Annotated in this window: 9 protein-coding genes and 1 pseudogene; 7 read left to right on the top strand and 3 right to left on the bottom strand. The window is 55.7% G+C overall.

Annotated elements, in window-relative coordinates:
- The first annotated feature begins 261 nt into the window (after nt 1-261).
- From PR017_RS23530 to PR017_RS23515, 4 genes are all read left to right on the top strand, one after another.
- Nucleotides 262-2100 (top strand): DUF262 domain-containing protein, encoded by a 1839-nt coding sequence (locus tag PR017_RS23530; RefSeq protein ID WP_278333137.1) that lies wholly within the window; start codon nt 262-264, stop codon nt 2098-2100.
- A gap of 50 nt (nt 2101-2150) precedes the next feature.
- The gene (locus PR017_RS23525) at nt 2151-3275 is read left to right on the top strand and encodes an IS5 family transposase (protein ID WP_111222013.1); all 1125 of its coding nucleotides are present in this window, start codon (nt 2151-2153) and stop codon (nt 3273-3275) included.
- An 824-nt stretch (nt 3276-4099) separates the two neighbouring features.
- A complete protein-coding gene (locus tag PR017_RS23520; protein ID WP_279619561.1) occupies nt 4100-5974 on the top strand; it encodes a PAS domain-containing sensor histidine kinase in 1875 nt (624 codons plus the stop codon).
- A gap of 121 nt (nt 5975-6095) precedes the next feature.
- Nucleotides 6096-6410, top strand: coding sequence for a response regulator (locus tag PR017_RS23515; RefSeq protein WP_240538791.1), 315 nt, complete (start codon nt 6096-6098; stop codon nt 6408-6410).
- Between the two features lie 116 nt (nt 6411-6526).
- Here the strand turns inward: PR017_RS23515 and PR017_RS23510 are convergent, their stop codons facing one another.
- Nucleotides 6527-9424: a Tn3 family transposase gene (locus PR017_RS23510; protein WP_111215368.1), complete on the bottom strand. Its 2898-nt coding sequence runs from the start codon at nt 9422-9424 to the stop codon at nt 6527-6529.
- Nucleotides 9425-9517: 93 nt separating this feature from the next.
- Here PR017_RS23510 and PR017_RS23505 point away from each other — a divergent pair, with 93 nt between their 5' ends.
- From PR017_RS23505 to PR017_RS23495, 3 genes are all read left to right on the top strand, one after another.
- Nucleotides 9518-10135, top strand: coding sequence for a recombinase family protein (locus PR017_RS23505; protein WP_111215370.1), 618 nt, complete (start codon nt 9518-9520; stop codon nt 10133-10135).
- The gene (locus PR017_RS23500) at nt 10132-10674 is read left to right on the top strand and encodes a GrpB family protein (RefSeq protein WP_111215372.1); all 543 of its coding nucleotides are present in this window, start codon (nt 10132-10134) and stop codon (nt 10672-10674) included. The genes PR017_RS23505 and PR017_RS23500 overlap by 4 nt, the downstream gene beginning before the upstream one ends.
- 124 nt (nt 10675-10798) lie before the next feature.
- Complete coding sequence (locus PR017_RS23495; RefSeq protein ID WP_111215374.1) at nt 10799-11110, top strand: cold-shock protein; 312 nt, start codon at nt 10799-10801, stop codon at nt 11108-11110.
- A gap of 148 nt (nt 11111-11258) precedes the next feature.
- On the opposite strand, the gene PR017_RS23490 is transcribed toward PR017_RS23495, so the two are convergent.
- Both PR017_RS23490 and PR017_RS23485 read right to left on the bottom strand, forming a co-directional pair.
- Nucleotides 11259-12101: a sensor histidine kinase gene (locus PR017_RS23490; RefSeq protein WP_240538793.1), complete on the bottom strand. Its 843-nt coding sequence runs from the start codon at nt 12099-12101 to the stop codon at nt 11259-11261.
- A gap of 211 nt (nt 12102-12312) precedes the next feature.
- Nucleotides 12313-12615 (bottom strand): annotated as a pseudogene (locus tag PR017_RS23485) (PAS domain-containing protein); the annotation flags it as partial.
- Between the last annotated feature and the right edge of the window lie 329 nt (nt 12616-12944).

Genomic DNA, 12944 nt, shown 5'->3' with positions numbered 1-12944 from the left:
GCCGGTCTAGATAATACCCATCGCAAGAGCGGTAATGCACCGCGCCGGCCGCAGGTATTGCAATTTCTAAATTAGAAGATTCTAGGGCAGCATCTTCGAATGCACATAGCCGATTGGTAGCATATCGGAGATGGGCTCGCCCCGCATTGTGCAACTGAGTTAGGACGACGTTGCATCATTTCGCGGATGCACAATCTGGACTTGCGCTATGGCCGAGCTATAAATCAATTACCAAGAACTAGCACGCGCCTCGGGGGAATGATGAAGCCTTACACTCGATCTATCGTAGAGCTTTTTGACGGCAAAAAAAGATTTCTCATCCCCTTCTACCAGCGGCAGTACGCATGGAAGGCTCAACCGCAGCTTGAGTTGCTTTGGGAAGATATCGAGCGCGCCGCCAATCGCCTTCTGGTAGATCGCGCATCACTAGCGCCTCATTTCATGGGCGCAATTGTTATTGCCCAGGTTAAAACATTTGGGAAGCAAGTCCAGGCTTTCGAAATAATTGACGGACAACAGCGGCTCACGACGTTCCAACTTCTGCTGTCTGCTTTACGTGACGTCGCAAGAGCACACGGTTCGCGTTACGAAGCTGAATTGCAGAAGTACCTTCTAAATGATGGCGTGATGGAAAACCCAGATGTCGAGCGCTTCAAGCTATGGCCGTCGCTGACCGACCGTCGATCATTCATCGGCATCGTGGACCCTAATGCAGATCTCGGCGCTTTTGGTCCCTCACCCATTGATGAAGACGGCTTCGTCCGCCGATCAGTAGCAGCGCAGGAATATTTCAAAGAAAAAATTGAAGCTCACGTAACCGACGGCGAAGAGTTCGATGAACACAAACTAGAGCTTTTGTTCGAAGCCCTGAAGGAGGGCTTGGCAATTGTCTCGATTGAACTCGAAGGCGGGGACGATCCCCAGACGATATTCGAGACGTTGAATAGTCGGGGCGTTGATCTGGCGCCCGGCGATCTGATGCGCAATTTCATCTTCCAAAGAGCGAAAGGCCTTGGCCAGGCCGATCATTCGTTGGTCGTCGACAAGCTTTACGAGAAACACTGGCTTCCTTTGGATAGTTCCTTCTGGAATCAGATAGCATCGCGCGGCAGACAATCACGACAACGACTGGATTGGATGCTTACCGATCATCTTTCTATGCAAATCGGCGACCTCGTATCGGTTGAGAACCTCTTTGAGAGCTATCGGCGCTGGATACTGAACGAGCGGCCGTTTGCGACTGTCACCAAGGAACTTGAATCGATTTCTGCCACTGCGGCAGTCGAGAAGCGGCTTTTCGATCAGTCTCTTGGCGATCCGATAGGTAATTTCGGCCGATTTGCAGATGCCTTTGATGTTTCAACGGCGATGCCTCTAGTGATCTATATGGCGACCGAACCGACGATCGACCACGATCTCATCCCAGCTCTTCACGTACTCGAGAGCTTCATTCTTCGACGTGACATTTGTGGCTTGCCCACTAAGGCCTACAACCGATTCTTCATCGGAATAATTGATCGTCTGCGATCGACTGATGGCGACAAAGTCGCTGCCTTGGCAGAATATCTTTCAAGCAGAGTGTCGGATAACGATCGATGGCCAACCGACACGGAGTGGCAAAGAAGCTGGCTTGGCCGAGGCCAATATAAGGGACCGAGACAAGCTCGGCTACGCTATATCTTCGAGGCAATAGAGCTAGCAAAGCGATCTGCTTTAAATGAAGACATCACCATAAAATCATCGCTAACGATCGAGCACATAATGCCACAGCGCTGGCAGGACAATTGGCCAATTCCAGGATTCGAACAATTGGACGACGCAGTGAAAGATCTTGATATCGATTTTGTGACCAAGCGTGCTGAGCGAGATGCGATCATTGACAGGCTGGGGAATTTTACACTTCTTACACAATCGTTGAATTCGTCGGTATCGAACGGACCCTATTCAGTAAAAATGCCTGCGGTTCGCTCCCATTCCAGCCTCGCTCTGAATCGCGAACTGCATAGCTATGAAGATTGGAACGAAAAAACGGTCGCAATCCGTGGCAACGCACTGTTCAACACAGCTTTAACAGGATGCGGAAAAAGGCCCTTGCTGTGAGCGGACTGCCGTGATTCCATGCCTGGGTGATTGATTGGCGGGAGCAGGACATGCGCGGCAGTGATGACCAGACGGCGGGTCTGTTTTCTTATGTAAGCTGCGAAGCCCGCGTTCCGGCAAACCATCCGCTGCGGCCGATCCGTGCCCTCGTAGACGAGGCGCTGGAAGTTCTGTCCCCGGATTTCGAGGGGATGTATTCAGCGATCGGCCGGCCGTCGATCCCGCCGGAGAAGTTGCTGCGCGCTTTGTTGTTGCAGGCCTTCTACACGATCCGCTCGGAGCGTCAGCTTATGGAGCAGATGGACTACAATCTGCTGTTCCGCTGGTTCGTCGGCTTGTCGATGGACGCGCCGATCTGGGACGTCACCGTGTTCACCAAAAACCGTGAGCGGCTCTTGGCTGGCGACATCGCCGCCAAGTTTCTGGCCGCGTTGCTGAGCCAGCCGCGGGTTAAGGCATTGCTGTCAGACGACCACTTCTCGGTGGACGGCACCTTGATTGAAGCGTGGGCCAGCATGAAGAGCTTCAAACCCAAGGACGGCGCAGATGGTAGCGACACTGACGACAGCGGCTCTGGCGCTGAAGGGAAACAGCCGCCAAAGGCCGCAGGCCGCAACTCTGAGCGCGATTTCCACGGCGAGAAGCGCAGCAACGCAACCCATGCGTCGACCACCGACCAGGATGCCAGGCTTTACAAGAAGGCCCGTGGCCAGGCGGCCAAGCTTTACCACATGGGTCACGTCACAATGGAAAACCGCAACGGCCTGGTTGTCGACGCCACGCTGACCCATGCGAGTGGAACAGCAGAGCGCGAGGCAGCTCTGGATATGGTGGGCCGCATGGATGGTCGTCACCGCATCACATTGGCTGCAGACAAAGCCTACGATACGGCCGACTTCGTCGAAGCCTTGCGGGACGCAAAGGTGACGCCACACGTCGCCCAGAACACGACGAACCGACGCTCGGCAATTGATGGTCGGACCACCCATCATCCCGGCTACGGTGTCAGTCAGCGTATCCGCAAGCGTATCGAAGAAGTGTTCGGCTGGGCCAAGACCAGCGGCGGAATGCGCAAGACCCGCCATCGTGGAAAGGATCGCGTTGGCTGGATGTTCACCCTAACAGCCACCGCTTATAATCTGGTGAGGCTGCCGAAGCTGCTGACGACGGCATAATCGCGCCCGGAATTCGCCGAACCAGGCGGATTACGACAAAATGGGCCGACAAGGCCGCTGAAGAAGCCTCATAACGGCTCGTCTCGAGACATCTACCGAGGATCGGCGGGAAATTGTCGCTATTTCCGCAGCCTGTTAAAGATATGGGCTAGCCCCGCGAAAACGGAGACCGCCCAGCTAGTAGCTAAAGAGGATGCCAGCACTCTTCCTGCGGAAGGCACTGTTTGCAAATTTACTTATGCCGGCAAGCAGTACGATGGGCAAATTCAAGGCGCTCATCTTGTCGTTCAAGGCTTTGATACACTTTTCTTCTCCTTTTCAGCAGCGTCGAAAACGATCTCACAGACAAACCGTAATGGTTGGAATGATTGGTTTCTTCGAGATGCAGCCGGCGGCTGGATCTTGGCAAATGATTGGCGGCAGCAGCTACAGGAACTAAGGTGAACTCCCATCCGCTAAGTCGGCGGGACCGAGCAAGAATATGCAGCGGCACGCACATATTGCACCCCAGCCAAGGTGGAGCCTACCTATAATGCGTGACATGATGTCGTGAATTCAACACCTTGATGCCAATATACAACTGGTCGTAGGTTCGAGTCCTTTCAAGGCGTTCGATGCCAACAGCCGTCCATGCTTACCTGTTCTATCCAAGCAGACGGCAGAACTCGCCAGCGTTGAAGGTTGTTGTCAATGCGCTGAAGATTTGATGTGCCGATCAGCGGGTCTAGATGCGGATAGTCAGTAGGGTCCTCAGTTAAGCCGTCAAGCAACCCAACCAACCCAGAGGCCTGTCTTTGTGCAACTGCATCTGCTACCGAGATTGCGTGAGTTTCTCCTCGAAGGCCGTGCTCGTCTCTATGTCCAGTTCCATCAACAATGACGGGCCTGTTAAAGCACTGGCTGACGCCCTCGCCACCGAGCGTGTGAACCCGGTGGCGCTGTTGGAAGCAGTGCTTTCCGCCTCAGATGATTGCATCAAGGTCCTCGATCTTGAAGGCCATCTTCTTTTTATGTCCGAAGGTGGCAAGCACGTCATGGAGGTGGATGACTTCGATTCCTTGAAAGGCTGCCCGTGGCCTGATTTCTGGGCGGACGAGAGTAATGTCGCCGCCCGTAATGCCGTCGCAATCGCTGCCTCAGGGCGTCCGGCCCGCTTCACAGGCTCTGCCAAGACGGCGCGTGGTAACGATCGATTCTGGGATGTCCAAGTCCTGCCGCTTGTCGATAGTGGCGGCAGGCCGACCCAACTCCTCTCGATTTCTCGTGATATCAGCGAGGGTCATGCCGCAGAGGCGAAGGTTGCAGAACTGATTGCGGCCGAACAGGAAGCAGCCAAAGCCGAGGCCGACACGTTAAGGCGGATGCTGCTCGATGCGCCGAGCTTCATGTGTGTTCTGGAAGGGCCCGATCATGTCTTCAAGATTACCAATAAGGCCTATCTTCAGCTTGTAGGGCATCGCGACCTGATTGGCGTGCCGGTTCGCCGGGCATTCCCGGACGTTGAAGAACAAGGCTTCTTTGAACTGTTGGACGAGGTTTATGTGACGGGAGAGCCGTTCATTGGTCGCAGTGTCAGCTTTGCGATCCAGCGTTCGCAAGACGCCCCCTATGAAGAGGCATTCCTCAACTTTGTCTACCAGCCTATCTTCAGCGCGGAGGGCGTCGTTACCGGGATATTTGTGGAGGGAAGCGACGTCACGGACTTGAAAAACGTCGAACTTGCGCTCCGCCGAAAGGATCTTCAGCTCGAGCTTGCGCTTGACGCAGTAGGAATGGGCGTTTGGGAATGCACGGTGGTCGATGGACATTTCGTTGATATCAAGGAGGACGAACGGGCAAGGACGTTGCTCCATCGTTTGGCTGATGAAGAGGCGACTTTCGACAATTTCACATCCCGCGTTCATCCCTATGACCGGCTGGCTCTTGCCGAGTCAGCGGCGCAGGCCCTCGATCCAAGTGGCAGTGGTATCCTCGACGTCCAGTATCGAATGCTTGAACGCCCCGGCATGCCGAGCCGCTGGGTTCATGCCAGAGCGAAAACTGTTACGTTCGACGGCTTGACGAAATTCGTGGGCACAGTGCGGGATGTCACGGACCGAAAGGATGATGAGGCGCGCCAGCAGTTGGTCAGTGGCGAACTGCAGCACCGGATCAAAAATCTCCTGGCGATGGTCAGTGCAATAGCGACGCAAACATTGCGTGGCGATGATATCGCAGACCGACGAGAGATATTCAACGCGCGTTTACACGTTCTGGCGCAGGCCCAGAACTTGCTCATGGCCACGACATTTGAAAGCGCGGGCATCCATGACACACTGCGAGCGGCACTTGCGCCCCATGGCGGATCTGACGGACGTTTTGATATCGATGGCTCTCACTTCGAGATGACGCCGAAGCAGAGCCTCTCGATGGCGCTCACATTGCATGAGCTCGCCACCAACGCCACCAAATATGGCGCACTTTCAAACGACGCCGGCCGCGTCAGAATATCCTGGCATCTCGCGAAGGCATCAGACGGACGACAGGATCTCAATTTCGTCTGGCAGGAGAGCGGAGGACCGGCCGTGTCCGAGCCAACGACCAAAGGTTTTGGGTCGCGGCTTATTTCCCGTGTGCTTGCTGCAGATTTCTCGGGCGACGTACGGATCATTTACCCGTCTGGAGGCGTTGTATGCACACTAACAGCCACACTTGGCTAGCTCGACGCGAAAATGTCTCGCTTTGTCCTCCATTAAGCGGGATCCGGCCAACCAGAAAATTTAAGTCATGATTGCTCAACGAACCGCCGTCTTGGTTGTCGAAGACGAGGCCCTCGTTCGAATGGGCATTGTCATCGAGCTGGAAGATGCGGGTTTCGAAGTATTCGAAGCAGCGAATTCAGTTATTGCAATCGACATCCTAGTTGCCAATCCGCGCATAGAAGTGATGTTCACGGACATCGACATGCCGGGCGGAGTAGACGGCCTCAAGCTTGCAGCTTCGGTTCGGGACAGGTGGCCGCCAATTACCATCATCGTAACGTCCGGTCATCGTGCAGTCGGTGTTGACAGCCTACCCGTGCGGGCACGGTTCATGCCGAAGCCCTACAATCCAGATGCGGTGGTTCGGTCGATCAAAGAAATGATGCTTCAATAATTCATACTTTCCTGGCGCGTTTTCGCGGCCCAATCCGGTTATTATCGTTATTTCTGACGACCAAGGCTAACCAGCTCATGATAGGGGTCGGTTCCGGCTGGGGGCGAAATGACACTCTAAGCTGTTGCGGCGTTGGGCCAGAGATATTCGCCGGTCAGTAATATATGTGCCCAACCCAGCGGAGAGATATGCGCCAGAAGTTCAGGCGGCACGTCAAGTCCTTCATTCCGGCGCTCTGCGACCGCTTGGCCGAGATGGAGGGTGTTCCAGTAGATGATGATTGCGGTGAGCAGGTTCAGTCCGGCGATGCGGTAATGCTGGCCCTCGGTGGTGCGGTCACGGATTTCACCCTGGCGACCGATACGCAGCGCATTCTTGAGAGCGTGGTGGGCCTCGCCCTTGTTGAGGCCGATCTGAGCACGCCGCTGCATGTCCGTGTCGAGGATCCACTCTATAATAAAGAGTGTCCGCTCCACGCGGCCAACCTCACGCAGCGCAACCGCCAGATCGTTCTGGCGAGGATAGGAGGCAAGCTTGCGGAGCAACTGGCTCGGCTTTATCTTGCCAGCAGCCATGGTCGCGGCGCATCGAAACAGGTCGGGCCAGTTCGCGATGATCAATTCCTCGCGGATCTTGCCGCCGACCAGTTTGCGCAGATCCTTAGGTGTCCCTGCTGGATTGAACACGTAAAGGCGCTTCGAGGGCAGATCGCGGATGCGCAGGACAAGGCGGTATCCGAGCATGCCACTGGTCCCGAACAGGTGATCAGTAAACCCTGCCGTATCCGCATATTGCTCTCCAACCTGCCGACCTGCCTCATTCATCAGCAGGCCATCCAGGATGTATGGGGCCTCGCTGACTGTCGCAGGAATAGTTTGTGATGCGAACGGCGCGAACTGGTCGTTGACGTGAGTGTAAGCCTTGAGGCCGGGTTCATTTCCATACTTGGCGTTGACCATGTTCATGGCCTCGCCCTGCCGGGCCGAAGGAAAGAACTGGCCATCGCTCGATGCGGTCGTTCCCATGCCCCAGAAACGGGACATTGGTAGATTTGCCTGCGCAGCCACCACGATCGCCAGCGCCTGGTCCATTGCGTCGCTTTCGACGTGCCAGCGAGCCAAGCGCGAGAGCTGCCAGTAATCATGCGTGTTCGTGGCCTCCGCCATCTTTCGCAGTCCCAGATTCAGCCCTTCTGCAAGCAACACATTGAGCAGGCCGATCTGGTCACCACATGGAACCCCGGTTCGAAGATGAGTGAAGGCTTCCGTGAACCCAAGCGCAGCATCGACCTCCAACAAGATGTCGGTGATACGAACTGGCGGCATCCGGCGATAGAGATCGAGTATCAGCTCCTCTGCGCTGTCCGGAACGGCCGCTGTCAGTCGGTCAATCCGCAACGTTCCATCCTCGATGCTGCCACGAGGGATGGTTCCGTCGCGCGCTGCTCGTGCAAGTCTCTTCAGGCCGTCGGCCAGGCGAGCCTTTCGATCACTCAGCCATACTTGTGGATCGAGGGGCACGGCCAGTCTTGTGTTAGCTTGTGCCGCAACCATCGGCACCAACACCAGTTTGAGATCGCCATACCGGCGCGAATGGTCGAGCCAGATGTCACCGGATCGGAAAGCATCCCGCAGGTGAAACAGGACCGCCACCTCCCGGAGTCGGTTGTCGCCCTGGTCTTGTGCTCTCAATTGGCGGTGCCATTTCGAATTCGGCCGCAAGAAGTTGTCGGTCGCCGGTGGTGACGCTTGCATTTCGCCGATGGCTTTTGCCGCCGCACTCAAGGGCTGGGCGACCGCTGCTGCCTGGAGTTTTAGGCATCGCAACATGCGCGGCGCATAGCGGCGGAAGCGATGATATCCTTGTCCGACATGAGCCAATGGATCGTCCGCCAGCGTATTGCTGAGCTGGGAACCGGTCGCGACCAGTTGTTCGAGCCGGCCCCATTCCGCCGACTTGGCGACCGCCATTTCCAGCGGAACACCATCATTGCGGGCTTCGAGCAGGGAGGCTCCCAGTGCGGTGAAGGCGCGTAGCGTGTCGCTGACAGTTGCCTTGGAATCGGCAATCCGCTCATCATGTAGCCGTTTCGCCTCGCGCCAGGTCTTTCCCACAATCCGGTCATGGGTCTCGACCACTGTATCGGCGATCGCCGCCTCCCATTCCACAGCACAGACGGCCAGGATCGCCCACCGCCGATCCGAGCTGATGTCCCGCAAGCCGTCGGTAAAATAGCGCTCGCCTTGCCGACGCAGGCGTGCGACACGGTGCGGCGGGATACCGACGAGGATCTGCGGATCAAGAGCAAGGCTACGCAGCAATTCCAACCTGTCGAGCAGCCGGTTCGCCGCTGCGGAATTGTTGCCGACCTCGAACTGGCGAAGCCAGATGAAACGGCTGATATTGGCATCGAGCAGTTCGATCAGCAGCCCATCAAGCCGTTCGCGTGTGTCATTATCGAGTTTTTCTGCGATCCGCGTCTCGATACGCCGTTCGGCAGCAACCAGCGCGTCCGCACATAGTCGCTCGATCGTCGATACTGCTGGCAAGATCGTCAGAGTTTCACGACAACGTGCAACCAGGCGCTGAGCAAGATCTTCGTTCGAGCGGACATCTTCCGCCTGATCGAAAAGCCAGTCCCGCAGATCACGGGCACCACGACCCGAGAAGGTTTTATAACCGTAGATCTCACGCAACGCCTCCATATGCTCCTGGCGGGTTTGCCGCCGGGCAGCATAGGTGAGAAGCGCATCGGCCGGGACACCAAGCTGTGTCCCGATGAACGACAGGACCTCATGCGGGAACACCTCACCCGGAGCCAGCGCCCGCCCTGGATATCGCAACGCGCAAAGCTGTAGGGCGAACCCCAGCCTGTTCTCCGGCCTGCGGCGTTCCTGGATGTGTCCAAGATCGTCGTCGCCCAGTGTGTAATGCCGAAGCAGTGACAATTCATCAATGGGCAGATCAAGCAGTGCCGAGCGCTGTCGCTCGGTGAGAATATGTCGTCTCGGCATCCTGATTGTCCCTATTGAAGTAAAGTCTGTTTTGGACAACAATCGCCCCATACAAATCAAGGCCTTCCGGCAGCCAAATCCATGAGGGTTCAATTGGGACAGCGCGCCGCGATTTATTGCCGTGTTTCCACTGCCGATCAGTCATGCGAACGGCAGGAGCGTGACCTGACGGCGTTTGCAGGACGCGCCGGTTACGACGTCACTGGAATCTTCAAAGAAACAGGTTCCGGCGCGAAGCTAGATCGGGCCGAACGCCGCAAGATCATGGCGCTTGCCCAGGCCAGGCAGATCGATGTCGTTCTCGTGACCGAGCTTTCTCGATGGGGGCGCTCGACGATCGACCTCCTCAACACGCTGCGCGAGCTGGAAAGCTGGAAGGTGTCCGTTATCGCCATGAACGGCATGGCGTTCGACCTGTCGTCTCCGCACGGCCGGATGCTGGCGACCTTTCTCTCCGGCATTGCCGAATTCGAGCGTGATCTCATCAGTGAACGGGTCAAATCCGGTCTGGCAGCAGCGAAGGCACGGGGCAGAAAGCTCGGCCGACAGACTGGGGTGCGCCCAAAGTCGGACCGCCTCACGCCGAAAGTGATGGCGATGATTGCAGAAGGGCGCAGCTACCGCTGGATCGCGCATGACCTCGCCATCAGTAAGAACACTGTGGCCGAGATCATAAAACGGCATCGTCCGAGAGATGGAGAAACGGCATGAGCTTTATCCGACGCCAGTCCATTGAAGTCGTAGATTACGATCCAGCATGGCCAAAGCTATTCGAGGAGATTCGCGCGCGGATAGAACTGCTGCTGTTGGGCCTAGTTACTGAGATCCACCATATTGGCAGCACGTCCGTACCCGGTCTTTGCGCCAAACCGAAAATAGACATCGACATCATCTTTCGTCAGCCCGCCAAGATCCTAGAGGGCATTGCACGAATGCAGGCAACGGGCGACTACACGTTCCATGGCGAACTGTATCAGGATAACAGGTGGGTGTTTACCACGAGCCAAGTCTCTCCCGGTCAGAGGCTTTATCTATCTGCGCCTGAGCATCCCGCCCATCTGCACCGAATCCTCTTTCGCGACTACCTGCGCCGCCATCCAGAGGAGGCAGCAACCTATGCTACCTTGAAACAAAGGCTGGCGGCCGAGGCGATCAACGATTGGGACCACTACACGGGAGGCAAGGGGCCCTTTGTAACCGACATCGTGAACCGAGCAATGGCCGAGAACTCTTTGAAAATCGGGCGTTAAGTTGAGAATATTGCGATTGGAAGCTGCAAGGCTTATCGCTGTAGATTGCGGCTCCAACAGCTCCTTTGAGCCCGCTGCATTGAGACATGATCGTGGAAATTCCCTAATTTAAAGGAGTGTGGATTTGCCGACTGGAAAGGTAAAATGGTTCAACGTAGCAAAGGGCTTTGGCTTCATCATTCCCGATGAAGGTGGAGCCGACGTCTATCTTCCTCTTAAGAGCGTCGAGGCAGCAAAATTACCACGGCTCGAAACAGGCGTGACCCTGAACTACGCCTTAGCTGAGAGCAGGGGACGGAAATTTGCCGACAGTCTCAGCATCGTCTCATCGGTCGCTGTTGAAACATCGCCCGGCAAAGCGAAGGGCGAAGATGTACAAAAGTCGCTGGACACTGACGACGAATTTGAGCGCGAATGGGGTCTGCGACCAGTTTGAGTTGCTGGCGTGATGATTGTTGGGCGAGTGCGCCCGGACCGCCTCTCCTATTTGCCCGGTTCCGGTAAAGGGTTTTCGACTTTATTGCGAAGGCGTTCTAGCACTTCCTCTGCTGCGATTGTTTGTCGAGGATCGTCTAAAGGAGGGGCTAGGCACCAGCCAATATTGAGGTCGGCAACCGAACCGTGAATGTTGTCCCTTTCGGGCTACTGGCAGTCGCTAACGTACCGCCAAGCTGTTTTACAAAGGCTTCAACGAACCGGGAGCCGAGACCGGAACCTTCAACCTTCAACGCAAGGCCTGATCCATTATCGCTGACCGTGAGCGTGACTTCACCATCTCTCCTGTGAAAACCGAGATTAATTTCGCCCTTACCTTTTGGGAAGGCATGCTTTATCGCATTTGTCGCGAGTTCATTTGCAATTAACCCAATGGCGACAGCGTGATCAGGTAGAATACTGAGGGGCTCTGCTGCCGATGTTACGGTAATGTCGGATGATTGTCCCAACAGGCTGGATTGGACACTTGCACTTATGCCCTCAAGGTAGGAAGGCATCGGCACCGGCCCAAGACTGCTCGATTGGGCGATTACATCGTAGAGCTGAGCGACCGCTGAAATTCGTGCCTGCATTGCCTGGTAACCTAGAACACAGGGTTCGCCTGCCCGCTTCAGTTCAAAGGCAACGAACGCGGAAATGATCTGAAGACTATTTTTGATCCGGTGCGCCAGCTCGGCTGCCAACATATCGCGGTGACGGTCAAGCAGGACCTCGTCCGTCGCGTCTTCGAACACGACCAGCAACCGTGTCATATGATTGCCTGGACGATATACCTTGCGGGCGTTCACTTTGAAGATACGGCGACCAATTCCGGGAAAATCGTCTTCGAGCAGGAAGCCGTCCATTGCTTCTTCGTGAGGAACCACACGCTCCAATAATTTGCGCAGGGCAAAGGTATCCCACTGTCCCTGACCGAGGGCTTCTCCCGACAACTTGGCTTGCGGTGGCATTGAAAAGAGCGAGGAAAGAGCGGCTTGCTGTCACCACGGACATATCGGACTCGAGGATGACCAATGGATCCCGGATCGTGTCAACGATATTTTGGGCGATGCGCAAATTTAGCTCTGCCTCGATCTGACTGACCCGCGCCTCTGTCACGTCATCGATTGCCAGCAGTAGAAAATGAGAACTATCTCCCGAACAAACCACCTTTCGAGCATTCAAGAGCATCACCTTGCGTCCGAGGCCGGTAAATACGTGATCGACCTCGAACCCTTCGACGGAGTTTTCCGTGGGGAGAATGTCCTCAAGCAAACGCTTCAATGCATCGATATTCCATTGTCGATTTCCCAGATCGTTAAGCTTGCGACCAACCGTTTCCGGTTCGCTCACCTTAAACATCGCATAGAATGCGCGATTGGCTGAAATGACCGTGAGATCGCTGGTTAGGACCAGTAGGCCATCTCGTAGAGTGTCGACAATGTCTTGAGCGGAGATAGCGCCCATCGTGAAGTCCTGCATAATTTCTCTCGGCGTTGAAACGAAGCAACCATATGATGGCGGATTTTGGATACGCGCAAATGACACCTCACCTTTTTCATACTTGGTGGAGGACGCCGGCGCTTTCTTGTCGAATTCGGCTCACGAGCGCCAAGGTCTCTTTTCACGAAGGTATTCAGGTGATGAGGGTTTTCCAGCCGCGTCAGCGGCCGGAGTGAGTTCGTGACAAATGCTGGGCATTTGGGCTCGAAGGAATGCAGCAGCCGGAGGCAACCCGCGCCCCCAAAAGCGCTGTAGGGTTTGCCGGAGGCTCGTGGGAAACCTGATCAACGACG

Origin of the sequence: Rhizobium tumorigenes (genome assembly GCF_003240565.2) — a bacterium.
GTDB classification, from domain to species: domain Bacteria; phylum Pseudomonadota; class Alphaproteobacteria; order Rhizobiales; family Rhizobiaceae; genus Rhizobium; species Rhizobium tumorigenes.
The sequence above is the reverse complement of the archived record's forward strand: the minus strand, read 5'-3'. Positions and strand labels throughout refer to the sequence as shown.

Bases quoted from the DNA above. Each gene is read 5' to 3' on its own strand.
- PR017_RS23525 (WP_111222013.1), top strand. From the start codon at position 2,151: ATGCGCGGCAGTGATGACCAGACGGCGGGTCTGTTTTCTTATGTAAGC.
- PR017_RS23515 (WP_240538791.1), top strand. From the start codon at position 6,096: ATGGGCATTGTCATCGAGCTGGAAGATGCGGGTTTCGAAGTATTCGAA.
- PR017_RS23500 (WP_111215372.1), top strand. From the start codon at position 10,132: ATGAGCTTTATCCGACGCCAGTCCATTGAAGTCGTAGATTACGATCCA.
- PR017_RS23530 (WP_278333137.1), top strand. From the start codon at position 262: ATGAAGCCTTACACTCGATCTATCGTAGAGCTTTTTGACGGCAAAAAA.
- PR017_RS23510 (WP_111215368.1), bottom strand. From the start codon at position 9,424: ATGCCGAGACGACATATTCTCACCGAGCGACAGCGCTCGGCACTGCTT.